This is a genomic window from Pseudoduganella ginsengisoli (assembly GCF_009720865.1).
Lineage (GTDB): Bacteria > Pseudomonadota > Gammaproteobacteria > Burkholderiales > Burkholderiaceae_D > Rugamonas > Rugamonas ginsengisoli.
In genome coordinates, this window is record NZ_WNLA01000001.1 from 149,117 (window position 1) to 170,750 (window position 21,634).

Annotated in this window: 19 protein-coding genes and 1 tRNA gene; 10 read left to right on the forward strand and 10 right to left on the reverse strand. The window is 58.8% G+C overall.

All coding sequences use genetic code 11. The features are described from left to right. Window positions 1-6 precede the first annotated feature (6 nt). Window positions 7-462 (reverse strand): FKBP-type peptidyl-prolyl cis-trans isomerase, encoded by a 456-nt coding sequence (locus tag GM668_RS00655; protein WP_155437011.1) that lies wholly within the window; start codon window positions 460-462, stop codon window positions 7-9. A gap of 148 nt (window positions 463-610) precedes the next feature. On the opposite strand from GM668_RS00655, the gene GM668_RS00660 reads away from it, so the two are divergent. The 4 genes from GM668_RS00660 (at window position 611) to rpmG (ending at window position 2,906) form a co-directional block, all read left to right on the forward strand. Next, on the forward strand, window positions 611-1,576 hold the full coding sequence (locus tag GM668_RS00660) for a hypothetical protein (protein ID WP_155437012.1): 966 nt from the start codon (window positions 611-613) through the stop codon (window positions 1,574-1,576). A 64-nt stretch (window positions 1,577-1,640) separates the two neighbouring features. Next, a complete protein-coding gene (gene radC / locus GM668_RS00665; protein ID WP_155437013.1) occupies window positions 1,641-2,315 on the forward strand; it encodes a RadC family protein in 675 nt (224 codons plus the stop codon). A 172-nt stretch (window positions 2,316-2,487) separates the two neighbouring features. After that, on the forward strand, window positions 2,488-2,724 hold the full coding sequence (rpmB, locus tag GM668_RS00670) for a 50S ribosomal protein L28 (RefSeq protein ID WP_093559101.1): 237 nt from the start codon (window positions 2,488-2,490) through the stop codon (window positions 2,722-2,724). 14 nt (window positions 2,725-2,738) lie between these two features. Continuing rightward, a complete protein-coding gene (rpmG, locus tag GM668_RS00675; RefSeq protein ID WP_154371792.1) occupies window positions 2,739-2,906 on the forward strand; it encodes a 50S ribosomal protein L33 in 168 nt (55 codons plus the stop codon). A 50-nt stretch (window positions 2,907-2,956) separates the two neighbouring features. On the opposite strand, the gene GM668_RS00680 is transcribed toward rpmG, so the two are convergent. The 6 genes from GM668_RS00680 to GM668_RS00705 form a co-directional block, all read right to left on the reverse strand. After that, window positions 2,957-3,760 carry a prohibitin family protein gene (locus tag GM668_RS00680; RefSeq protein ID WP_211923334.1) on the reverse strand — a complete coding sequence of 268 codons (804 nt, stop codon included), beginning with the start codon at window positions 3,758-3,760 and terminating at the stop codon, window positions 2,957-2,959. A 226-nt stretch (window positions 3,761-3,986) separates the two neighbouring features. Continuing rightward, window positions 3,987-5,186: a DesA family fatty acid desaturase gene (locus GM668_RS00685; protein WP_155437015.1), complete on the reverse strand. Its 1,200-nt coding sequence runs from the start codon at window positions 5,184-5,186 to the stop codon at window positions 3,987-3,989. Window positions 5,187-5,337: 151 nt separating this feature from the next. Beyond that, window positions 5,338-6,654, reverse strand: a complete 1,317-nt coding sequence (locus GM668_RS00690; RefSeq protein ID WP_155437016.1) for a mechanosensitive ion channel family protein — start codon at window positions 6,652-6,654, stop codon at window positions 5,338-5,340. 131 nt (window positions 6,655-6,785) lie between these two features. Then, entirely contained in the window at window positions 6,786-8,081 is a 1,296-nt protein-coding gene (locus tag GM668_RS00695) for an RsmB/NOP family class I SAM-dependent RNA methyltransferase (protein ID WP_155437017.1), read from the reverse strand. A gap of 13 nt (window positions 8,082-8,094) precedes the next feature. Beyond that, on the reverse strand, window positions 8,095-8,703 hold the full coding sequence (gene purN / locus GM668_RS00700) for a phosphoribosylglycinamide formyltransferase (protein WP_155437018.1): 609 nt from the start codon (window positions 8,701-8,703) through the stop codon (window positions 8,095-8,097). A gap of 91 nt (window positions 8,704-8,794) precedes the next feature. Next, window positions 8,795-9,193, reverse strand: a complete 399-nt coding sequence (locus GM668_RS00705; RefSeq protein ID WP_155437019.1) for a barstar family protein — start codon at window positions 9,191-9,193, stop codon at window positions 8,795-8,797. Between the two features lie 305 nt (window positions 9,194-9,498). Here GM668_RS00705 and GM668_RS00710 point away from each other — a divergent pair, with 305 nt between their 5' ends. The 4 genes from GM668_RS00710 (at window position 9,499) to GM668_RS00725 (ending at window position 12,841) form a co-directional block, all read left to right on the forward strand. Next, the gene (locus tag GM668_RS00710; RefSeq protein WP_155437020.1) at window positions 9,499-10,014 is read left to right on the forward strand and encodes a glycine zipper 2TM domain-containing protein; all 516 of its coding nucleotides are present in this window, start codon (window positions 9,499-9,501) and stop codon (window positions 10,012-10,014) included. 79 nt (window positions 10,015-10,093) lie between these two features. Then, a complete protein-coding gene (locus GM668_RS00715; RefSeq protein ID WP_155437021.1) occupies window positions 10,094-10,915 on the forward strand; it encodes a spermine/spermidine synthase domain-containing protein in 822 nt (273 codons plus the stop codon). An 18-nt stretch (window positions 10,916-10,933) separates the two neighbouring features. Next, window positions 10,934-12,703 (forward strand): type IV pilus assembly ATPase TfpB, encoded by a 1,770-nt coding sequence (tfpB, locus tag GM668_RS00720; RefSeq protein ID WP_155437022.1) that lies wholly within the window; start codon window positions 10,934-10,936, stop codon window positions 12,701-12,703. Window positions 12,704-12,765: 62 nt separating this feature from the next. Then, window positions 12,766-12,841: transfer RNA gene (locus GM668_RS00725), tRNA-Lys, on the forward strand. A gap of 170 nt (window positions 12,842-13,011) precedes the next feature. Here the strand turns inward: GM668_RS00725 and GM668_RS00730 are convergent. Together GM668_RS00730 and GM668_RS30980 are read right to left on the reverse strand one after the other, a co-directional pair. Continuing rightward, on the reverse strand, window positions 13,012-14,151 hold the full coding sequence (locus tag GM668_RS00730; protein WP_308506809.1) for a sensor histidine kinase: 1,140 nt from the start codon (window positions 14,149-14,151) through the stop codon (window positions 13,012-13,014). 11 nt (window positions 14,152-14,162) lie between these two features. Further along, complete coding sequence (locus tag GM668_RS30980) at window positions 14,163-16,733, reverse strand: chemotaxis protein CheB (protein ID WP_155437024.1); 2,571 nt, start codon at window positions 16,731-16,733, stop codon at window positions 14,163-14,165. Between the two features lie 342 nt (window positions 16,734-17,075). Here GM668_RS30980 and GM668_RS00740 point away from each other — a divergent pair, with 342 nt between their 5' ends. Both GM668_RS00740 and GM668_RS31700 read left to right on the forward strand, forming a co-directional pair. Continuing rightward, window positions 17,076-19,229, forward strand: a complete 2,154-nt coding sequence (locus GM668_RS00740) for a S9 family peptidase (RefSeq protein ID WP_155437025.1) — start codon at window positions 17,076-17,078, stop codon at window positions 19,227-19,229. Between the two features lie 104 nt (window positions 19,230-19,333). After that, window positions 19,334-20,524 (forward strand): basic secretory protein-like protein, encoded by a 1,191-nt coding sequence (locus tag GM668_RS31700; protein WP_155437026.1) that lies wholly within the window; start codon window positions 19,334-19,336, stop codon window positions 20,522-20,524. Window positions 20,525-20,581: 57 nt separating this feature from the next. Here GM668_RS31700 and GM668_RS00750 read toward each other — a convergent pair whose 3' ends face one another. Continuing rightward, window positions 20,582-21,619 carry a lysozyme inhibitor LprI family protein gene (locus GM668_RS00750; protein WP_155437027.1) on the reverse strand — a complete coding sequence of 346 codons (1,038 nt, stop codon included), beginning with the start codon at window positions 21,617-21,619 and terminating at the stop codon, window positions 20,582-20,584. Between the last annotated feature and the right edge of the window lie 15 nt (window positions 21,620-21,634).

Sequence of the window (21,634 nt, forward strand, 5' to 3'; positions counted from 1 at the left end):
GAATCCTTAAAGGACGGAGATCAGCTTCACTTCAAACTTGACCGGCTGGCCGGCCAGCGGGTGGTTGAAGTCGAAAATCGCATCGTTTTCACGCAGTTCGCGCAAGACACCGGCAAAGCGGCCGCCACCTGGCGCAGCGAAATCCACCAGGTCGCCGATCTGGTATTCCACACCTGGCGCCGAGTTCGCTTCCAGGGTGGCGCGCGACACGGGACGTACCAGTTCCGGATTGCGCGGGCCAAAGCCGACGCCCGGTTCCAGGTCGAAAGTCTTGTGCGTGCCTTCCGGCATTCCCAACAGCAACTCTTCCAGCACCGGCGCCAACTGGCCCTGGCCCAGCATCAAAGTGGCAGGCGTGCCATCAAAAGTGGTGACAATGTCAGTACCGTCCAGCTTGGCGAGGCGGTAATGCAGGGTCAGGTAAGCCGATGGCGTGACGACGTTGGGTTGCTCGTTAGACATGATATTTCTGGATTAAATTACCGAAGAGCCGACATTGTAAGCCACCTTGCGCTGCCGCGCCCCGGCCTTCGGCCGCCTCCCTGCCTTCAAATGTGAACAATTGTTGCCTTTCATGCGGGTTGTGGCACGGTTCTTTATAATCCTGGCCATGCAAATTTTCCCCAGTCCCTACCGCTATTCCACGATCCGCACCTTGACCAGCATCCAATTGCTGTCACTGATGATGGCGCTGTCAGCCCTGTCGCTGGCACTGATGTGGCACCGCTGGGGCGGCACCATTGAAGATTCACTGGCCTATTTCAATACCGCCCTGTGGCTGCGCGGCGAATTGCCATTCAGTGCGCTGCAGGCGCCCTTCCCTTACCGTTTGCTGATTCCGGCCGTGGCCTCGGCATTGCCTGGTGAATTGCACAACAGCTTTGCCATGTTGAACTGGCTGCTGGTCAGCGCAGCCGGCGTCATGATGGCGTTGACTGTCGTGCGCCTCGGCTATGCGCGCCGGCTGGGCTACCTGGCGGGTGTCATGATGGTGCTGGCGGTGCCCACGTATTGGTATGCACCTTATCTCGTGGTCGATCCCGGATCCATTTGCGCCCGCGCGGCATTCGTGCTGGCAGTGGTATCGGGGCAGCCGTGGCTGGCGGCGCTGTCCGGCATTGCCGCTACGGCGGCGCGGGAAGAAAATATTTTGCTGCTGGTGTGGCTGCTGGCGGCGCGCCAGATCGGCTGGCGCGCGGGACTGGCCGCCCTGGTGCTGGCGGGGGCGTGGCTGCTGGCCGTGCGCTGGTGGCTCGTGGCCGGCTTGCCATCGTACGTGTGGAAGCCCAGCATGCAGCACGTGATTTACACACTGAGGGGCGACTGGCGCTCGCTGGTCTCGCTGGTGCTGTGCGCGGGCATCGTGTTGCCCATGGCGCTGTACGGCATGCCGCGCGCACCACGCCAGTTGCAGCCCTTGAAAAGTTTGCTGATCTTGATGGCGCTGCCCCCACTGTACGCGGCGCTGAGCGTACGGATTGAGGGACGGGTGGTCTGGAGCCTGTACCCGATGCTGATCCCGTTTGCGATTGCCGCCACGGTACCCCGTTTCTTGCAACCGCAACCGTCCCGCTGATCTGTTGCAAACCCTGGCGCGGGGGTGGTGGCGATAATGGGATTTTCCCTGCGGGAGGTTCAGCATGGGCATTTCCGATTGGCCACTACACCAGCGTCCGCGCGAACGCTTGCTGCGCGAAGGCGCCCATACCCTTTCCGACGCTGAATTACTGGCCGTGTTCTTGCGCGTCGGCGTGCGCGGCAAGAGCGCCATTGCGCTGGCTTACGATGCAGTCGGCCACTTTGGTTCCGTGCATGGCTTGCTGTCGGCGGACGTACGCGACTTCTCCGCCATACACGGCCTTGGCGCCGCGCGCTTTGCGGAGTTGCAAGCAGTACTGGAATTATCACGCCGCGCACTGGCCGAACAAATGCAGGCGGGCGTCGCGTTGAATTCCCCACATGCCGTGAAACAATATTTGCGGCTTTCACTGTCGCGCCAACCCTACGAATCGTTCCACGTCTTGTTCCTGGATGTGAAAAACCGCCTGATCGATGCCTGCGAACTGTTCCGTGGCACGCTATCGCATACCAGCGTCTATCCCCGTGAAGTGGTGCGGGAAGCGCTGCACCGTAACGCTGCCAGTGTGATGCTGGCGCACAACCATCCATCGGGGGCGCCAGAGCCCAGCGATTCGGATTTGCTGTTGACGCGGGCACTGGGCCAGGCGCTGGCACTGGTCGATGTGCGCGTGCTCGACCATTTTGTCGTGGCGGGACATCAAGTGCATTCGTTCGCAGAACACGGCCAGCTCTAATGAAAGCTGCACGTTCAACAGGCAGTTTACCTTTGTAAACAACACCTTGCGCAAATTGTTAAATATTTTAGAAATTCATGACACAATTGTTTTCTGTAAGTCGTTGAAAAACCTAATTTTTTTTGCTATAGTCTCGGTTTTCCAATTTCGGAAGTAACTTTAGGAGTGCGCCATGGCACGTGTTTGCCAAGTCACTGGGAAGAAGCCGATGGTCGGCAACAATGTTTCCCACGCTAACAACAAAACCAAGCGTCGTTTCCTGCCTAACCTGCAGAACCGCCGCATCTTCGTAGAATCTGAAAACCGTTACGTAACCCTGCGTCTTTCGAACGCCGGTCTGCGCACCATCGACAAGGTAGGCATCGACGCCGTCCTGGCCGACATGCGTGCTCGTGGCGAGAAAGTTTAATAGGGAGCTAGATCATGGCAAAAACCGGCCGCGACAAAATCAAACTGGAATCGACCGCAGGTACGGGTCACTTCTACACGACCGACAAGAACAAGCGCACTATGCCAGCTAAAATGGAGATCATGAAGTTCGATCCTAAAGCTCGCAAGCACGTTCTGTACAAAGAAACCAAGATCAAATAATTGATCCTTGTTTCAAAGAAAAGCCACTCATTGAGTGGCTTTTTTATTTCTTACTTGGCTGCTGGAACGTTAATAAAGGGCACGGCATTTCCCGTCATGGTCGATGGCATATGGCCATCCCATTTCTCGATGGCTTTTGCCTGGTTTTCCACTTCCCTTAAGCGCAGTAATTCCGGCGTCACTTGCTGGCGCTGTAATGCCAATGCATCCGCCTCCGCTTTAGCACGTGCAACTTTTTGCTGGGCCTCCACTTCAATCCGCTGCAAATCCCGTTCGGCTTTCATTTTCAATTGCTCCGCCGTGGTTTTTGCTTCAATAGCTTCATCAAAAGTTTTACTGAAATTAAAGCTGATAATTGAAAATTCATCGATGACCAATCCATGGCGCGACATACGTTCCTTTAATGCCGCCACGATATCGTCACGCACGACGGCGCGTTTGGAAATCAATTCTTCCGCCGTATAACGGGCTGTTACCGCTTTGACTGCCTCATGCACGGCCGGCACAATAATCCGTTCGCCAGGCTGATTGCCCAAATCGCGATATACCGCCACGGCGGCTTCCGGCTTCACATGGTAATTAATGGCAACGCGGGTTTGCACGCGCTGCAAATCCTTCGAGGCAGCATCGCCTTCACCCTCGCCTTTTTCAATCGCCACACCCACTAAATGCATGGCTTGCGCCAATGGCCAGCGGAAATGCAAACCTTCGTCATAAACCTGTTCGGATGGTTTGCCAAACGTGGTTAATACGCCGCGATGCCCGGCCGGGACAATCGCAAAAGGCGTCAGCATAAACAACACAATGATGGCGGCAATTGCCAAACCGAGTTTTTTAATCCACCTGAATTGCATGTCTTCTCCCATTTCAAAAAATGCAATGGATTCATGGTAGCAGAAGGATGCGCATGAGCAATGGTAATCGGCGGGCCATTTAACCGCATCTTAAGGCAGAAATGAGCATGATCACGCCACTTATTAGCATAATCAGGGACGATAGCGTCCCGCAAGGTCAGTTGGCGATTTGAACGGGCAAATAAAAACGGCCCCGCAGGGCCGTTTGGAATGAAGCGTTGAATACTTATGCGTAGCTGCGCAGGCGCAGGGAGAATTCCTGCAGCGATTTAATACCGGACGCTTCCGCACGATCGCACCAGTCTTGCAGTTTGGCCAGCAATTGATCGCGGGTGAAATGCGAACGTTCCCAAATCACGCCCAATTCCACGCGCATCGTGTGCATGGTTTCCAATACTTTGCTGTGCTCAAACAATTCCACCAATTGCTGCTTTTGTGGCGCTTCAAGTTTAGCAGGTTCACGCTGCAGCAATTTACGGGACGATTTCAGGAAGCGCGCTTCCAGTTCCGCTTTATTCAAGTGCTGCAATTCATCTTTCCATGCTGCCTTGATGGTTTTCGCATATTTCGCCATCACATCGTAACGGTTGGCAATCACAGATTGCAGGGTTTCCAGGTCGGCCTGCATTTTACCTTTTTGGAATTTTGGCTCTGGCGCAACCTTTTTAACTTTCGCCAAGCCCAAAGTTTCCAATACACGGATATAGAACCAGCCGATATCGAACTCATACCATTTCGACGACAGTTTCGCCGACGTGGCAAACGTGTGGTGGTTATTGTGCAATTCTTCGCCGCCGATAATCAGGCCGAATGGAATGATGTTGGTTGCCGCGTCGGCGCAATCGTAATTGCGGTAGCCCCAGTAGTGGCCAATACCATTAATAATGCCGGCCGCCGTCACGGGGATCCAGATCATTTGAATTGCCCACACGGTAATACCGATCACGCCGAACAGCATGACGTTCACGACCAGCAAAGCCGATACGCCGGCAGCGCTATATTTGGTGTACAGGTTGCGCTCGATCCAGTCACTTGGCGTACCGTGACCGTATTTCTCCAGCGTTTCCTTGTTTTTCGATTCAGCGCGATACAGTTCAGCGCCTTCCCAGAATACTTTCTTAATGCCGCGGGTCACCGGGCTGTGCGGATCTTCGTCCGTATCGCATTTAGCGTGATGCTTGCGGTGAATCGACGCCCATTCTTTCGTGACCTGGCCAGTCGTCAGCCACAGCCAGAAACGGAAGAAATGCGAAGGAATCGCATGCAGCTCCAATGCGCGGTGCGCTTGATGGCGGTGCAAATAAATGGTGACGCTGGCAATGGTGATATGCGTCACCACCATGGTATAGGCAAAAATCTGCCAGCCAGACAGGCCCAACAGGCCCGTGTCGAGGAAGGCCAGTACTGCTTGTAAACTAGGGATCATTACTGCTCCAGTAGGGGGGATATCGTTCGCGAACCTGTCCCCATTGAACAGGCGCGACTTCTCATGATGGACCGTATTGTACGCCGAATCCGCCCTGCTGAGGACGGATTGCCCATCGGAACTGATTATTTTTTAGGCGGTGCGTGCCACATCAGGACCCTTCCGGCAACCTTGCGGGACCGATAATGCGCATCTCCCGTTGCGGGAACGGCACGGAGATTTGGTGTTCCTGCAGCAATTTCCAAATTGCCCGGTTGACGTCGGAAATCACCCCGCCCCGGCCATTTTCCGGATCGGCAATCCACCAATTGACTTGCAAGTCCAGTCCATCGGCGCCGAAATTGACGAGATTGGCCGAAGGGGCCTTGTCTTTGACAACGCGTTCGACGGACAAGGCCGCCTGTTCCAGCAGACGCAGCGCCAGGTCCAGGTCCGTATCGTAAGCCACGGACACCTTGGCGCTGAGCAACACGCTCTTGTTGCTCAGCGTGGAATTCTGCACCGCGCCCGACACCAGCATTTCATTGGGAACAATCGACTCTACGCCGTCGAGCCCTTGCAGCACGGTATAGCGCGTGTTGATTTGCATCACGCGGCCACTGTATTTATCGACGGTGATCATGTCGCCGATGGTCAGGCTGCGGTCCAGCAAGATAATGAAGCCGGAAACATAATTGCTGGCGATCTTTTGCAAACCCAGGCCCAGGCCAACGCCCAGCGCACCGCCAAACACGGACAGCACCGTCAAATCTATGCCCACTGCGGACAAGCTCAGCAATACCGCCACGACAATCAAGATCGCGCGGCCAAAGCGCGCCAGCACGACGCGCATGCTCAGGTGCATCGATTCCACGCTCATCAAGCGCTGCTCCAGCACGGCGCCCACCCACAGCGCCAGCATCAACATCAATGCCACGGAGACGGCGCCGCCCAGCACATCGGCTATCGACACCTTATGCTTGCCCAACGGCAGCAGGGTCTGGTCCAGGTAGAGATACAGCTCACTCCACAGCCCCGTGATATACAGCGCCATGCCGGCCCACACCAGCAACTGGAAAATCTTTTCAAAAGTCCGGATGGTCTGACCAATCTGGCCCTGGCGGGCAAAAATACGGCGCAGCAAGACAAAGGCAAAGCGGATCAACACCAGCGACAGGAAAATCGGCACGGCCACCTTTAGCAAATGCACTTTTTGCCACCGTCCCAGCATCAATTGCGCGCCATACAGCACGGCCACGACAGCCAGCGGTCCCACCACGCGGGAAAAACTTTCCGCACCAAAATGCGCGATACCGCTTTCCGGCGCTGCTTCCGCCACGCGGGCCGTTACGCGGGCGCGCAACAGGCTGGAAATCAGCCAGCCCAGCAAAACAGCCGCCACCAACGCCGCCAGCTGCCATAGCAAGCCGGGGTCGCGCATGTCGTTGAATAAGTCGGAAATCAGGTTTTTCAGTGGTTCTTGTTTCATCAGCAGTGATCAATGAAAGGGCCTGGCCCCAAATATGCTATGAATTTTGCACCATTCATAGCACTTTTGGGGCCAGGCCCCGAAATGTCGACCAAATTAAAAAGCCGGCGCTGGGCCGGCTTGGGGAACGCTTATTCTGCGTCGTCCGATTCTTCTTTCGCAGGTTTGGCCATTTTCTTGCGCTCGAACACGGCGGCGAAGAAGCCATCCGTTTGATGCTTGTGTGGCAACAGTTTCAAGTAATCGCCCATTTCCAGCGCGATTTTCTGTTCCGCCAGGATTTTGCTCATCGGCACCAGTTCGAAGTCAGGATGCGATGCCAGGAACTCAGCCGCCACGTTATCGTTTTCTTCGTTCAAGAAGCTGCACGTCGCGTACACGAGACGGCCGCCGCCCTTGACCAGGCGCGATGCGCCATCCAGGATGGCGATTTGCTTGTCGTGCATCTCGGCAATCGCGCCTTCTTGCTGGCGCCATTTCACGTCCGGGTTGCGGCGCAACGTGCCCATGCCGGAGCATGGCGCATCGACCAGCACGCGGTCGATCTTGCCGGCCAGGCGCTTGATTTTCGCATCGCGCTCGTGCGCGATCAGTACTGGATGCACGTTCGACAAGCCACTGCGCGCCAGACGCGGCTTGAGCTTCGACAAACGCTTTTCCGACACGTCGAACGCATACAAACGGCCGGTGTTGCGCATTTGCGCCCCCAGCGCCAGGGTCTTGCCGCCCGCGCCGGCGCAAAAGTCCACCACCATTTCACCGCGCTTGGCGCCCAGGATCTGGGCCAGCACCTGGCTACCCTCGTCCTGCACTTCAATGGCGCCGCTCTTAAACAGCGGCAGGTTTTGCAGCGCAGGCTTTTTATGCACGCGCAGGCCCAGCGGCGCATACGGCGTCGGGTCGGCGGCGATTGGCGCTTGCGCCAGTTCCGCCATCACGGCGTCGCGGTCGGCTTTCATGGCGTTGACGCGCAAGTCCAGCGGCGCCGGCGTATTCAGTGCGTCGGCCAGCGCCAGCGCTTCTTCTTCGCCATATTGCGCCACCAGCTTTTCGTACAGCCACTTCGGCATGTTCGAACGCATCGACTTGTGCAGCAGCTTGCGGTCGATATTGGCCGCCCGTTCCAGCCAGGCCGATTCTTCCGGCGACAGGCTAGGGAGCGCACCGATGCCCACGGCATCCATCATGCCCAGCAAGACCAGGCGGCGCATGTCAGGGCCGCTGCCCGACGCCGAGAAATCCGTGAAGAAGGCTTTGTTACGCAGCACGGCGTACACGCATTCAGCGATGGCGCCGCGCTCGCGGCCGCCCAGACGCTGGCGTTCTTTGAAAAAGCGCGACAACGTCGTGTCGGCTGGCGCGGTAAAGCGCAAAATCTCGCGCAACACTTCTTCAGCGTTGGCGAGCACCATAGGTGACAATCGCATAGTGTTCCTTTAATTAGTTCTGGTCGATGACGACCTTGCCGTCGGCAATCGTCAGCCGGTCTTCAACAAACCAGCGGATGCAGCGCGGATATAACTGATGTTCCTGCACCAGCACGCGGGCGGCCAGGGTATCGGGGGTGTCGCCTTCCAGCACGTCGACCTTCGCCTGGCCCACCATCGGGCCATGATCCAGCTGCGCCGTGACAAAGTGCACGGTGGCGCCATGTTCTTTCACGCCGGCCGCCAGCGCCTGTTCATGCGTATGCAAGCCAGGGAACAGCGGCAGCAGCGACGGGTGGATGTTCAGCATGCGGCCCTCATAGTGATCCACGAAGCCCGGCGTCAAAATGCGCATGAAGCCGGCCAGTACCACGAGGTCCGGTTCAAAACGGTCGATTTCCGCTTGCAGCGCCGCGTCAAATGCTTCGCGCGACGGGTACGCTTTATTGGAGACCACGGCGGTAGCAATGCCATGGCTGGCTGCAAATTGCAGGCCGCCGGCGTCGGCGCGGTTGCTGATCACGGCGGCAATTTTAGCGGGCCACTGTTCGGCCTGGGCGGCGCGCACAACGGCTTCCATATTGCTGCCACGGCCGGAAATGAGGATGACGATGTTTTTCATCGGGTCACGGAAAGGGACGTCAAAAACCCTCTATTGTACCGGTTAAGCCATCGGCAGGCCACTAAGCGGCCCCAAGACCCGGTAGCAAGCGCTATTCAAACGAGTAAAATACCCGGAATGGCACGTTTTTTTCAGCCCAGTAATCGGCGGCATCGCGGAACACGTCGAGCAGGGTTTCGCGCGCTTCACGGTCGAATTTTTGCGTATTGGGCAATTGCTCCAGCACAGCCAAAAAGCCCGTTTGCGGGCCGGCCTGCTGCATGGTATCGGTCAGGCAAACGCGTAATGCTTCGAAATTCTTGCCGCAAGGCTTAGGGAAGAGGAAGGATTCAGCGATGATGCCAAGCACTTGCTGCTTGGTGAAACCAGCATTGCAGTGGGCATACAGAAAATGCTGCCCAAGGCGGGCTGCCTCGTCTTGCAAGTCCGGCACCCGGAAGGCCCGGATCGACTGCACGAGATTGGGCGGCACAGTGGTCAACAAACTCATATTTATTTGGGTAGCCCGCGGCAGTGAACGTTTCTCTCAGTCAATCTAATTCCATACACTTGTTAGGGTAACGTGTTGTATGTCTCTAATCAACTCGATTGTGGCTCTGGACGACCGTTTTGTTAGAAATAGAACATTTCCTCTGAATTTATGCGCGCATGATGGCGCTATCAACCCTGCCCTTCGTTACATTTTGTTGCCATCGGTTGCAACTATTAAGCAGGGCCGGGATTACCATGCTTCAATACCGCTGCTTAATACCATTGCTTAGTACCACTGTATCGACTTGCTCAAGAGGTAATACCATGAACCTGCGAACCAAACTGATTGCATCCGTTCTGTGCGTAGGCGCCCTGCCACTGGCTCAGGCGCAACGCCCCGACTTCGAAGATTACGGCCGCGTGCTGCGCGTGCAGCCCTGTATCGAACAAGTCAACCGCCCGCGCCAGGAATGCCGCACTGAATATGTCCAGGTGCAGCAGCAAGCCGAGCGCAGCGCCGGTGGTTCCATCGTCGGCGGCATTGCCGGCGCGCTGCTGGGCAGCACGGTCGGCCGCGGCAATGGCCGCACTGCCGCCACCGCGGCCGGCGCGATTGCCGGCGCCGTCGTGGGCGACCGGGTCGACAACCAGAATGTGCAGCCAGGCGGTGTGACAGAGCAAGCCGTGAAACAGTGCCGCATGGTCGATCACGTGGAAGAACGCACCAACGGCTATGACGTGTCGTACGACTACCGCGGCCGTACTTATAATATCGTCATGCCTTACGACCCGGGCCAGCGCGTGCGCCTGCGTGTCCAGGTCGATCCCATCCTGAATTGAGCCCGCTCTGCCTGCGGCGGCTTGCCATGCCGGAAGCCGCCGCGGGATAATACGGCGATCCTTCCTGCCCGCCGTATTTATGCTCATCAAACGCAAATCCATCGAAAAAGTCGAATCGTCGCGCCCTGCCGCGGCAAAACCGGCCAACGCTTCGTCCAAACCTGCTGCCAAACCCCGCAAACCGAAGTTCGCGCCGGTCACCTTGTCTGAACTGGACGGTGTGCGTTACCTGCATTTCGGTACCGAATGGGTACAAGGCGCGATGCGCATCCGCAAACCGGACTGGCCGGAACTGGAATATGCGCAGCAAATGAATGCCTGGCTGCTGTGGCTGGCCGAACCGCGCCGCATTGCGCAGCTGGGCCTGGGTACGGCGGCATTGACCAAGTTTTGTTATAAACAGTTTCCACAAGCCGATGTCACGGCAGTGGAATTGAACCCGCACGTGATCGCCGTTTGCCAATCCATGTTCAAACTGCCGCCTGACGACGAACGGCTGCACGTGCTGGAAATGGATGCGATGGACTTCGTGACCGACAAAGCCAATTACGCTTCGCTCGATGTGCTGCAAGTGGATTTGTATGACGCGACGGCGCGCGGTCCCGTGCTTGATACACCCGAGTTTTACCAGTCGTGCGCGGCATGCCTGACGGACGACGGCATCATGACCGTCAACCTGTTCGGCGACCATCCCAGCTATGCGAAAAACCTGAAGGCCATGAAATTCGCCTTTGCCCAGGTGGTGTGCCTGCCGCCCGTCCATGAAGGCAATGTCGTGGCGATCGCCTTCAGGCAAAAACGCGCGATCGACCTCGCGGCATTGAAAGAGCGCGCGGCGCACATCGTGGCCGAAACAAAATTGCCCGCGAAATCGTGGGTCAAAGGTTTGGCACAGAACTAAGCAAAGGACCGCCGCCAGATGAATAAAGCACTCGACCTGCAACAAATCTTCACCTGGCTGCTGGCAGACGGCATGGTTGATAAAGCCCATGTCAAAGCCCACTTCGCGCAGGCGCAAGGCATCATGCGCAACACGGTCGGCTCCATGCATCCGTTGTGCGCGGTGGCGCACTGCAAACTGGTTTCCACCAGCGCGCCGCACAAGCACCTGACGCTGGACGTGCTGACGGAATGGCTGGCAAGCCACGTGCACCTGCCGTTTTACCGCATCGACCCATTGAAAATCGACTTCACCCGCGTGGCGGACGTAATGTCGGCCAGCTATGCAGCGCGCTTCAATATCCTGCCGGTGGAAATGACGGTCGATACGCTGGTGATTGCCACTGCCGATCCGTATGCGCTGGAATGGGAAGCGGAAATCGCGAAGATTTCACGGCGCACCATCCGCCGCGTGATTGCCAATCCGCTCGATATCGCGCAATACACGTCGCAATTCTTCAGCCTCGCCAAGTCCATTAAAAAGGCCAACAAGTCGACGGGACAGGACGTCGCGCTGCGCAACAACTTTGAACAGCTGGTGGAACTGGGCAAGGCCAACCGCCAGGTTGATGCCAACGACCAGCACGTGATCAATATCGTCGACTGGCTGTGGCAATACGCATTCGAGCAGCGCGCCTCCGACATCCACCTGGAACCCAAGCGCGACATGGGCGCCATCCGTTTCCGCATCGATGGCGTGCTGCATCAGGTGTACCAGGTTCCCGCTGTCGTCATGCTGGCCATGACGGCCCGCATCAAGCTGCTGGGACGCATGGACGTGATTGAAAAACGCCGCCCGCAAGATGGCCGCATCAAGACGCGCACGGCCGGCGGCCAGGAAATCGAACTGCGCCTGTCGACATTGCCCACGGCGTTTGGCGAAAAGCTCGTCATGCGTATCTTTGATCCGGACGTCGTCGTCAAAACCCTGCCGGAGCTGGGCTTCCCTGAAGACGACGCCGTGCGCTGGGACATGCTGACCAAGCGCCCGCACGGCATCATCCTCGTCACGGGCCCGACCGGTTCCGGCAAAACCACGACGCTGTACACGACGCTGAAAGCACTGGCCACGTCCGAAGTCAACGTGTGCACGGTGGAAGACCCGATAGAAATGGTGGAAGCATCGTTCAATCAAATGCAGGTGCAGCCGGGTATCGACCTGTCGTTTGCCGACGGCGTGCGGGCGCTGATGCGGCAAGATCCGGACATCATCATGGTGGGCGAAATCCGCGACCTTGCCACGGCAGAGATGGCGATCCAGGCAGCGCTGACGGGCCACCTCGTGCTGTCGACGCTGCACACCAACGACGCGCCATCGGCCGTCATGCGCCTGCTGGAACTGGGCGTGCCGTACTACCTGCTGGAAGCCACGCTGATCGGCATCATGGCGCAGCGCCTCGTGCGCACGCTGTGCCCGGACTGCAAAGCGCCCGATGGCGCCATCAGCGACGACGTGTGGCAAGCCATGGTGAGCGGCTGGGACTTGCCCAAGCCGGCCACCGTATATCGCCCGGTCGGCTGCCCCGAGTGCCGCCAGACCGGCTACCGTGGCCGCACCGGCATTTATGAATTGCTGACCGTGACGGAAGGCTTCAGCAAACTGGTGCAGGAAGAAACCGATATTGCCGCGCTGCGCCGCCAGAGCGTGGCCGACGGCATGAAGCCTTTGCGCATTGCGGGCGCCCATAAAATCCTTGAAGGCACGACGAGTTCCGATGAAGTGTTGAAAGTCACGTCATCGCTGTTATGACCGGTCCGTGAAAAAAGCACTTGGCAACCGGGTTTTGACCTGTATATAATACGGCCTCTTTCGGGTCGTTAGCTCAGCTGGTAGAGCAGCGGACTTTTAATCCGTTGGTCGCAGGTTCGAATCCCGCACGGCCTACCACGAATCATCAGAGAAGCCCACGAATTACGGTTCGTGGGCTTTTTTGTTTCTGGCCGCGCTATGGCTATCTGAAAGCGCCGGCCTCGCCTGCTTCATGGGTGCACCGTACTGGGGACACGAAGGCCGCATTGCCAGCCTGGAATTCAGCCATCACAAACCAAGGCTTGGTTTCAACTCAGCGGAATGGTCACTGCCAGCGTTGTCCCCTCTCCTTGCTTGCCACTGCACAAGCGCATCCGTCCACCCAACTGCCTGACGCGTTCGCGCATGCCGAGCACGCCAAATGCCGTGCGCGGACGCCAGCCTGCCGCCTTCAGGCCGACCCCGTTGTCGCTGACACTGAGGTAAAGCTCCTTGGCGCGCAGCCGCAACCGCACCTGGACAGCATTGGCATGGGCATGCTGATACACATTGGCGAGCGCTTCTTGCAAAATCCTAAAGACGGACAAGGTGATCTGTTCGTCGATCCGATAGCCGGGATCGTCCAGGTCGGCCTGTAAATGGCAAGAAATGCCCATGCGCTGCTCAAATTGACGCACCTGCCATTCCAGTGCTGCTGGCAAGCCCAAATCGAGCGTATACGGCCTCAGGGAATTGATGATGCCGCGTACAGAACGCATCGAGGTATCGATGATATTGAGCGCGAAAGCCGAATTGTCTTGCATGCCATCGCGCGCTGCCAGCATCGACACTTCCAGGCGCAGGGCCAGCAGGTTTTGTCCAAGTTCGTCATGCACTTCTTTGGCAACGCGCTTGCGCTCGTCTTCCTTCATGCCCAGCAAATGCGTGGCAAAGGCACGCAGTTGTTCTTCTTTCTTCTTCATGCGCGCCAGCAGGGGATCCACGCCGGCTTCCATGCCGCAGCGCTCACCGATGTCCTGGATCACGATGTGGCAGTACTGGTTCTGTGCATCGGCAATGCTGTCAAGGCGTACGCGCCGATTACGATCCTGCAAGCTAAAACCTTGCAATTCGCATTGGTGCTTGATGGGGGTGGAGAAAACCCGCTCGATGTGCGCGCGCAACGCCGTCCGGCTGCCCGGACAGAGTTTATCGGCCAGGCTGGCGCCCAGCAGGTCGGCTTGCTGGGAATGAAGCAAATCCATGGCGGCGCCATTGCAGTCGATGACCCGCCCCGCCGGATCGACCAGCAAATAGCCCATCAACGGTAAGGAAAACAGATCTGGCCTGCCGGCGTCCGTGCTGCGCTGCTGCAGTTCAAGCAAGGCAGCGTTCTGGATTTCCAGGTCGAGCTGGCGCACCTGCAATTGGTGCAATTGGCGGCGTACTTCCCAATCGTCCATTGGCATCGCCTTAAAATCTAGTTCGAGCGCCCTGCTGCATTGCGCATTTCCGCCTCCATCACCTTCAATTCGGTAATTTCCAGGAAAGTCATCACCAGGCCATCGACCACGTTCTCCGATGTGCGGTAGGGCATGATGCGTGCCTTGTACCACTGGCCATCCTTGGTCGACACCTGCTTCTCCTTATGAGTGCTGGTGGCAAGGACTTGTTTCGCATCGTCCTGCAACTCAGGATAAAGCAAGATGTTGGTGATGTCCGACAGCGGCCTGCCCACGTCGCTGGGAATCAGCCGAAAAATGTGGGTCGAGTGCGTCGTGAAGCGGCGCACATTGAGCGCCTCGTCCAGGAAGACCGTCGCAATTTCTGTGCTATTTAACAGGTTCTTCAGATCGTTATTGGCATGTGCCAGGTCTTCCATCCTGGCGTGCAATTCGGCATTGACCACTTGCAGTTCTTCATTCATAGACTGCGTTTCTTCTTTTGTCGTCGTCAATTCCTCATTGGTCGACTGCAATTCCTCATTGGTTGACTGCAGTTCCTCATTAGCCGACGTCAATTCTTCGCGCATCGATTGCATGTCTTCGCGCGTGCGCTTCAGTTCAGCCAGATAGGCGGCATCTGCCGTCTTGGGGCGGCGGCTGCGCAAGTTGAGCGCCGTCTCTTTGATTTCCTCGAAGACCACCATATACATGCCGCGCAAATGCTCAAGTCCTTCAGTGGGGTGGACAACCACATTGATGGAGGAACCGCTCCCGCCGGTGTCCAGGCGAACCCCTTCGGCCTTGCTGGATTCGTTGTTACGCATGGCCCGGTGCAGGCAGCTCGACAGGGCATGGCGCAACTCCTCCCGGGCCATCGCATAAATATTCCAGTTGGCCTTGCCAGCGGCGGGTTCCAGGTATTTTCCGGTGCGCCCATTGATGTAGATGACGTCGCCTTCAGCATTGATCAGAACAGCGGCGGGGACATAGCGATCGAGCAGGAATTGCTCTGCCTGCTGCTGCAAGCTATCCCGATGGACGAGGTGCCGGTTGACTTCGACCGTATCCGGCGGCATGGCAGGCAAGGTCCTGGTAGGGAACTGCAAGGACTGGCGGCCCTGGCTGTCAATGCGCCGATAGATACGCGCCTTGCTATCGATACTGGCGAACAAATTGGTGTAGCGTCCAATCGTTTCTGCGCTGCCCAGGATCAGCAAGCCGCCCGGATTCAGCGCATAGTGGAATAACGGGATCAGCTTGGCCTGGATGTCGGCGTCCAGATAAATCAGCAGGTTGCGGCACATCAGCACATCAAGCTTCGTAAACGGGGGATCGCTAATCATGTTTTGCTGGGCAAACACCACCATGTCACGAATTTCCTTGCAGACACGGTAGGACTTTTCTTCCTTGATAAAGTATCGCTCCAGGCGCTGCGCATTGACGTCGTCCTCGATCTCCTCCGGATAGCGGCCAAGGCGGGCCCGCGCAATCGCATCGGCGTCCAGGTCCGTCGCAAACACTTGCAGGGTCAGGCGCAGTCCGCCCCCCATTTGCTCCAGCGTCTCCTTGAAGATGATGGCGAGAGAATAGGCTTCTTCGCCGGTCGAGCAGGCTGGAACCCAGGCGCGCATGACACGGTCCGTTTCCCCATGCCGCCGGCAAATGGCCGGCATGCTGCTTTCAAGCAAGCCCGTCCACAGCGGCTCATCACGGAAGAAATGGGTTACCCCGATCAAGAGTTCTTTAAACAGCAGGTGGATTTCCTGCGGATTGGCATGCAAGAAATCCACATAAGCCCCCATATCGGCGAGCTGGTGCAGCGCGATGCGCCGGCCAATGCGGCGGTACAGCGTATTGGTCTTGTACGAAGAGAAGTCATGGCCCGTATATCTATGCAACAGGGCAATTAGTGCGTGCAGCGGCGACTCGTGCGCGGCATGGCCGTGCGGCGCGGCATATCCGGCTTCGTGTGTTAGCTGGCGCAGCAATTCGGACATCAATTTGTCTGCCGGCGCAACAATCGCCGTTTCATCGGCCTTAATGGCATTGGACGGCATGCTGTCGAACTTGGCATCCGACGGCTCCTGCACCAGCGTCAGGCCGTCTTCGGAACGGATGGCCGTTAAGCCCAGGCTGCCGTCGGCTCCCATGCCCGACAGGACCAGGCCGATCGCGTTGGCGCCGTGTTCCTGCGCCAGGGACAGGAAGAACTGGTCGATCGGCAAAGCCAGCCCTGGGCGGCCGGAAAGCGCTTCAAGCACAAACATTTCTTTGCTCATCGACGCTTGCTGCCCCGATGGCACCACGTAGATATGATCCGCCTCGGCAATCATGCCGTGGCTAATCTGCAGCACGGGCATGCTGGTAAACCGTCTGAGCAATTCGGGCAGCATGCCCTGGTAGCTGGGGTCCTGGTGCTGGATGACGACGAAGGCGAGGCCGGTGTGCGTGGGGGCCGGGCGGAAAAACTGCTCCAGGGCTTCAAGGCCGCCTGCCGATGCGCCAATGGCGGCAATGCGCAGAATGCTTGGTGTTGTCGTTGCCGCCTTTGCCGTGCGCTTGCCCCGGGGTTGAGATGGTTGTTTAGGCAGAGGCGCTTGAGCCATGCTTGATCTTTCTGGTAATTGAGCAGGTGAACTTAACATATGCGGCCAGAATCACCAAGAGCCGCCCCGCAGGGACGCCTCGTGGAGAAGTCAGTTCACTTCCGCGCACAGCCCCATGGGCAACTGCAAGACATCCCCACTGCCCCGGCAGTAAATGGCCTTCTGTACGCCTGGCCGTGCCATGGCGCAGCCCCAAAGCAGGCAGGATGACGCCGCTGCAATCCTTGCTGCCAGCGCGGCCTGATACATTTGCATAACATATGGCCGATTGACAGTGGGCAAGGTTTTAACTGACCATATTCTGCTTCGCTTGACTGCTTAACTACCGTCACAGGCCCCCTGATGAAATTACTTCCCCTCTCCGTCTCCGCCCTGCTGCTGGCCGCCGCTTCGGGCGCCCTGGCCAATGGCGTTACCGCGCCAACCGCTGCCGGAACCACGGCAACATCGGCCACTGCCGCCAAACATGCGATCACCCACGAAGACGTGTGGCTGATGAAGCGCGTCGGCGCCCCTTCCGTCAGCCCGGACGGCCGCTGGGCCGTGTTTTCCGTCACGGAGCCATCGTATGACAGCAAGGAACAGTGGGCCGACCTGTGGATCAAATCTTTGGCGGACGACAGCGCACCGCGCCGCCTGACCTTTTCGAAAGGCGGCGAATCCAGCGTGAACTGGGCGCCCGACAGCAAGTCGCTGGTGTTTGTCGCGAAACGCGATGGCGACGAAGCCGGCCAGATTTACCGCATCGATATCGCCGGCGGCGGCGAAGCGCAGCGCCTGACGACGCTGACCTTGGGCGCCCGCTCGCCCCGTTTCAGCCCGGACGGCAAGCAATTGCTGTTCGTGTCCGACGTGTTCCCTGGCGCCACGGATGAAGAATCCATCAAGAAGGCCGCCAAGGAACGCAAGGACCGCAAATACAGCGCCCGCGCATATGAATCATTCCCGCCGCGCTTCTTCGACAAGTGGCTCGACGATAAGAAAGTGCGCCTGTTCGTCATGGATGCGGAAGCCGGCGCCACGCCGCGCGACTTGCTGGCCAATTCCAAACTGGCGGCGCTGCCAGGCTTTGGCGGCGGCCAGGGCGATGAAGGCCAGTCCCTCAATGCAGTCTGGGCGCCGGATGGCAAGACCATCGTGTTTGCCGCGTCGACCAACCGCGATCAAATGGCGCGCGCGGCGGCCTTCACGCAAATTTTCCTCGTGCCGGCCAAGGGCGGCGAAGCGCTGCAGCTGACCAACGACAAGTACAGCTATGGCTCGCTGCAATTCGCACCGGACGGCAAGACGCTGTTCGCGCTGACACAGGATGAGACGCCGGGCAAAGTCTATGACCTGGAGCGCCTGGCCAGCTTTACGTGGCCGTCCGTACACCTGGAACGCAAAGTCCTGACGGCAGCGCTGGACCGCTCGATTTCCCGCTACGTGCTGCCGGCCGACGGCAAGCGCATTTATTTCACGTACGAACACGCTGGCCTGGAACAACTGTACTCGATGAATTACAGCGGCGGCGACGTCAAGACCGAAGCGAATCACGCGACGGGCAGCATCAATTCGCTGTCCGTGGGCGGCAAGATGCTGGTGGGTGTGTGGGAATCGTCGATCAACCCGCCGGAAGTGCATGCCTTTACGGCACAAGGTCCGAAGCGCCTGACGTCGTTCAACGTGGACAAGGCTGCCACGATTGACTGGCAGGCGCCGGAACACTTCTGGTTCAAGACGCCGGACGGCCGCCAGATCCACAACATGGTGGTCAAGCCTGCCAACTTCGACCCGAATAAAAAGTACCCGCTGTTTGCCGTGATCCACGGCGGCGCCGCCAACATGTGGCGCGACCAGTTCGTGCTGCGCTGGAATTACCACTTGCTGGCCAAGCCAGGCTACATCGTGCTGCTGACGGACTACAAAGGTTCGACCGGCTATGGCGAAGAATTCGCCCGCTCGATCCAGTTCGATCCGCTGAAGGGTCCAGGCGATGAAGTGAACCAGGCAGTCGACGAAGCGATTAAAAAATACAGCTACATCGATGCCAATAAACTGGCAGCGGGCGGCGCCAGCTATGGCGGCCACCTGGCCAACTGGCTGCAGGCGACCACCACGCGCTACAAGGCCATCGTGTCGCACGCGGGTGAAATGGACCTCGTCATGCAGTGGGGCACCAGCGACAGCATCCATGGCCGCGAAGTCAATGCCGGCGGCCCCGTGTGGAGCAACTTGCCGGTATGGCGCGAGCAAAGCCCGGTCATGCAGGCGGGGAACCACGAGAAAGGCACCGGTTTCAAGACGCCGATCCTGATCACGGTGGGCGAACTGGATTACCGCGTGCCGGTCAACAATGCGCTGATGAATTTCGCGACCCAGCAGCGCCTCAACGTACCGAGCAAGCTGGTGGTCTTCCCGGATGAAAACCACTGGATCCTCAAAGGGGAAAACAGCCGCTACTTCTACAGCGAAGTGCATGGCTGGCTGAACAAGTACCTGAACGACGCACAATAATTACGCGCCGCGCGCCGGCCCTGCTGACAAATGCAGGGCCGGCGCTTCCCCTCCGGCTGTGGCGCTGCTAACATGCCCTGTTATCAAAAAAACAGGAGTGTGACGTGATCCGCCGCTTTGCCTTGCTCTTCCTGGCCGCCACCGCCGGCCTGCACGCCGAACCCGTGGCGTCTCCCGCCCCCGTCACCATTGAAGTCACCCATACCGCGCCGGACACGTGGCGCTTGCATTACCGCTTCGCCCGTCCCGTGACTGCCATCGTTTATCACGCCATCGGGCCATACCGCCAGCAAGCGTGGACCGTTGCCACGCCGGGCATGGCCTTGCAGCGCGACAAGGACGCCGACGTGCTGTCGGCAGCGGGCAAGCCGTTCGACACGGTGAGCATCGACGTGCACGCCTACAGCGAGCTCATTGAAAAAGAATACCTGCCGGCCAGCCGCTTCAGCGATGGCGGCGTGTCGCTGTTTTTAGGGCAATTCCAGGGCGAAGTCCGGGAAGCCGGCCAAACGGTGGACATGGCGGCCGACTTCCGCCTGCAGGGGCTGGGCAAGGAATCGGCCATGGCGCCTCCTGCCGGAACCGCAGCCATGCCGATGCGCGGCTATGCGTACTTCGGCCCGCAACAGCCAGCGCCTGCAGGTGTCGCCGACGCCATCATCGATCCGGCCGCCGAGCCATGGCTGAAAGAAACCATGACCGACGCCACGGCGCGCCTGTCGCAATACTATGAACAAGCGTACGGCCACAAATTGAAGCAGCGGCTACGCCTGCAGGCCGCCATTGCCGGATACGACACGCCCGGATTCAGTTTGAAAGGCGGCGCAGTGCAAGGCATGCTGGTATACACCTTCCGCGGCCAGCAGATCAAAGGCGACCATCCGGAAAAACGCAAAGCCGTGATGAAAACAATCGCCCATGAAATGGCGCATATCTGGCAATTGAGCGGCGACCATATCAGCGTCGATGGCCATGCACCATGGGTCTACGAAGGCGGCGCCGACGCCATGGCCATGGATGCGCTGCTGCACACGGGACTGTGGACGGCTGCGCAGGTGCAAGCCTTTGCGGACCAGCAGCAGGCCACGTGCGGCAAACTGGGCGACACCACCGGCACCTATGACGGCATTTACGCCTGTGGCTATGCGCGTCACCTGCGCAGCGGCAAAGACGTCAAGCAAGTGTGGCGCACGCTGCGCGAACGCAGTGAACGCGAGCACGCGCCAATCGACGCGGCGATGTTTGATGACGCCATCAAGCAGCCCGCCGTGGTGTTCCAGCCAACGGCGCATTGATCCGCTGAATGGCGCGACGGCCCCCGGGCAACGGCCTACAGGCAGCCGGGGTGTCCGTTACTGCTCCAGTTCCTGCAACTGTTCAATCCGGCGCTGTGTCAGCAGCGCTTTCCACGCATGGGGCGCCACGTTCGGATAACGTGCCGCACCCAGCGCCACCCACGCATCGCGGAACGCCAGCCATGCTTGCTGCGTCGTGCGTACGCCATCCTTGGTGATGGTGCCGTGGCCAATCAGATGCGCACCCGGCTTGCCGGCGCCCCGCTCCATCAAGCGTTCAAATATTTCGCCCATCTTGCGCTCCAGCTGCTGGTATTGCTGCGGCGTGTAGCGGGGCAACCGTCCTTTTTCCGCTTCCTGCAAATCGCGCGCAAACTGGTCCAGTTCAAAGCCCCGCGCCTCGATCGACAGGGCCGCGCGCAATCCGCCGCTCATGTCCGTTTCCTGGTCGGCGCGGCTGGAGGCAAACACATCCAGCGCCGCCTGCAGTTTCATGGCCACCGCCTGCTGCGCCAGCGGCCAGCCCTTCATGATGGCGCTGACTTTGCCACTGCGTTCGCGGTTGTCCAGGCGCTCCTGGATGGCGGCGCAAAAGCCCCCCATATGGCTGCTGGAAACGTCGTCGCACTGGTCAAACACGGCCGGGTCATGGTGGTCTGCGCGCTCATTCAAGTGCGCGACGCGGGCATCCATTTCCGCCGGCGCGGCTGGCATCGAGCACGCATATTTCAGCGCCAGGCCATGGTTGCGCGATACGCCAAAGCCATTCGCGTACAGCATCATCAGCACGGACACGTCGTGCTCGGCCAGCGCGCAGTGGCGCACCTGGTCCCATTGCATGGGGCTGGCCGCCACGCGCTGGCGGGTATCGTAATAACGGTCTTGCGCGCCGCAATTGCGCATCGCATGCAGCGAGCTTGCAGCAGGCATGTCACGGGCGGGCGGCTGTTCATGCTGGACCGCCATGCACTGGCGATACCACGCCGCGCCGGTATCGCCCTTGCTGCCCATGGCCGACGTGTTCGGATATTCCGGCGGCTGTGCCATCGCCGGCAACATCACTCCCGCCACGATACTGACCATTGCTCGCTTCATTCACGCTCCCCATTC